The organism is Sanguibacteroides justesenii (genome assembly GCF_003204205.1).
Classification (GTDB): Bacteria; Bacteroidota; Bacteroidia; order Bacteroidales; family Marinifilaceae; genus Gabonibacter; species Gabonibacter massiliensis.
On the sequence record NZ_QJPL01000017.1, the window covers coordinates 1 to 3,042 of the forward strand.

Consider the following 3,042-nt stretch of genomic DNA (forward strand, 5'->3'; position numbering starts at 1 on the left):
GGAAATGAAACAACCGACAGAGTTTATCGGGTTATTAGTACCGCTCGGCTGTGCCGTCACCGGCTTTACACCTGCGGCCTATCAACGTCGTCGTCTACAACGACCCTAAATGGAGATCTCATCTTGAGGCCGGCTTCGCGCTTAGATGCTTTCAGCGCTTATCCGATCCGCGCGTGGCTACCCGGCGGTACGACTGGCGTCATAACCGGTTCACTAGAGGCGCGTCCAACCCGGTCCTCTCGTACTAGAGTCAGGACCTCGCGAATCTCCAACGCCCACGACAGATAGGGACCGAACTGTCTCACGACGTTCTGAACCCAGCTCGCGTGCCACTTTAATCGGCGAACAGCCGAACCCTTGGGACCTTCTCCAGCCCCAGGATGTGACGAGCCGACATCGAGGTGCCAAACCGCCCCGTCGATATGAGCTCTTGGGGGCGATCAGCCTGTTATCCCCGGAGTACCTTTTATCCTTTGAGCGATGGCCATTCCACGCTGGAACCACCGGATCACTATGCCCCGCTTTCGCGCCAGATCGACTTGTATGTCTCCCTGTCAAGCACCCTTGTGCCATTGCACTCTACACTTGATTACCGAACAAGTTGAGGGTACCTTTGGAAGCCTCCGTTACGCTTTTGGAGGCGACCACCCCAGTCAAACTACCCACCACGCGGTGTCTCTATCGCTAGATTAGATCCCAGACAAGGGAAGGGTCGTATTTCAACGATGACTCCATGATTCCTGACGAAACCACTTCTACGTCTCCGACCTATCCTACACGTCCCGTGCCCGGGAACAACGCGAAGCTGCAGTAAAGGTTCACGGGGTCTTTCCGTCCCGTCGCGGGTACCCGGCATCTTCACCGGAACTACAATTTCACCGAGCTCGTGGCCGAGACAGTGCCCAGATCGTTACACCATTCGTGCAGGTCGGAACTTACCCGACAAGGAATTTCGCTACCTTAGGACCGTTATAGTTACGGCCGCCGTTTACCGGGGCTTCAATTAGGAGCGTCGATCTCTCTAACCCCTCCTCTTAACCTTCCGGCACCGGGCAGGTGTCAGGCCATATACGTCATCTCGCGATTTGGCATAGCCATGTGTTTTTGGTAAACAGTCGCCTGGGCCATTTCTCTGCGGCTCTATCACTAGAGCGTCCTTTATCCCGAGGTTACAGGACCATTGTGCCTAGTTCCTTGGCCACGATTCACTCGAGCGCCTTGGTATACTCTACCCGACCACGTGTGTCCGTTTACGGTACGGGTCCTTCACGGTTGAAGTTTAGCGGGTTTTCTTGGGGGTGAAATTACGGGTGCTATCCGCTCGACCGGAGTCTCGCGGTACTATCGCCTTTCGCCTCGGCCGGCGTGCTTTACTACCGGCCTCGAAGGGTACGGGCTTCAACGTGCCATTCCGTCGGCACGCGACCCTGTCATCGCCCCGTCACCGCGTCACGCCGTGAAGAAGTACGGGAATATTAACCCGTTCGCCATCGGCATCCCCCTTCGGGTTAGCCTTAGGGCCCGACTGACCCCCGGGTGATTGACATTGCCGGGGAATCCTTGGTCTTGCGGCGTGGAGGGTTCTCGCCTCCATTATCGTTACTTATGCCTACATTTGCTTTTCCTGACGCTCCACGACACCTCGCGATATCGCTTCGACGCCGACAGGAATGCTCTCCTACCGACGTACTGTTAAAGTACATCCTATAGCTTCGGTTGACGTTTTATGCCCGTGTATTATCCACGCGGGAGCGCTCGACTAGTGAGCTGTTACGCACTCTTTAAATGAATGGCTGCTTCCAAGCCAACATCCTAGCTGTCTAGGCGATCCCACCTCGTTTGTTCAACTTAAACGTCAATTCGGGACCTTAGCTGATAGTCCGGGTTATTCCCCTCTCGTCCGCGGACCTTAGCACCCGCGGGCTCGCTCCATCGATTTTAAGTTACCGCATTCGGAGTTTGGCCGGATTTGATAGGCGGTGAAGCCCTCGCGTCCAATCAGTAGCTCTACCTCGGTAACGAAACTCGACAGGCTGCACCTAAATGCATTTCGGAGAGTACGAGCTATTTCCCAGTTTGATTGGCCTTTCACCCCTACCCTCGCCTCATCCGAAAACTTTTCAACGTTTACCGGTTCGATCCTCCAGATGGTGTTACCCATCCTTCAACCTGGACAAGGGTAGATCACAAGGTTTCGCGTCTAGCGCCACTGACTTTGCGCCCTGTTAAGACTCGCTTTCGCTTCGGCTCACGGGCCTCCAGACCCTTAACCTCGCCAGTGACGACTAACTCGTAGGCTCATTATGCAAAAGGCACGCCGTCACCACATCGCGTGGCTCCGACCGCTTGTAGGCGCGCGGGTTCAGGGTCTATTTCACTCCCCTGCTCGGGGTGCTTTTCACCTTTCCCTCGCGGTACTGGTTCACTATCGGTCTCTCGGGAGTGTTTAGCCTTACCGGGTGGGCCCGGTGAATTCAGGCAGGATTACTCGTGTCCCGCCTTACTCAGGATACCGTTATCAAGAACGGGTGAAAAGCGTACTGGGCTATCACCATCCACGGCGTCGCTTTCCAGCGACTTCTGCCATCGCCCATCCTCGATTTTACACGGTCCTATAACCCCGCTAGCGCCTCGACGCCAGCGGTTTGGGCTACGCCCCGTTCGCTCGCCGCTACTGGGGGTATCACTGTTGTTTTCTTTTCCTGCGGGTAATGAGATGTTTCAGTTCCCCGCGTTCGCCTGCTAGATTTAGCATGGCACGCGTCCAGCGTGCCGGGTTGCCCCATTCGGAAATCCCCGGATCTATGGTCATTTGCACCTACCCGGGGCTTATCGCAGCTTGTCACGTCCTTCATCGCCTCCGAGAGCCTAGGCATCCACCGCGCGCCCTTAATTAACTCTTGTCGTTTTATTAACGCTCGACTCGTTTAGCCTCGCCCGTCGCCTCGCGGCAAGGGCGGCTCTTGCTTATCGTTCTACTTTCGTTATTATCAATGTCTCATTTGTACATCGATGTCCCACCATGTCAAAGAACTTTCTCGT

General features: G+C 55.4%; 1 rRNA gene. It reads right to left on the reverse strand.

The features are described from left to right. Window positions 1–13 precede the first annotated feature (13 nt). Window positions 14–2,905 (reverse strand): 23S ribosomal RNA (locus tag DMB45_RS14545). Between the last annotated feature and the right edge of the window lie 137 nt (window positions 2,906–3,042).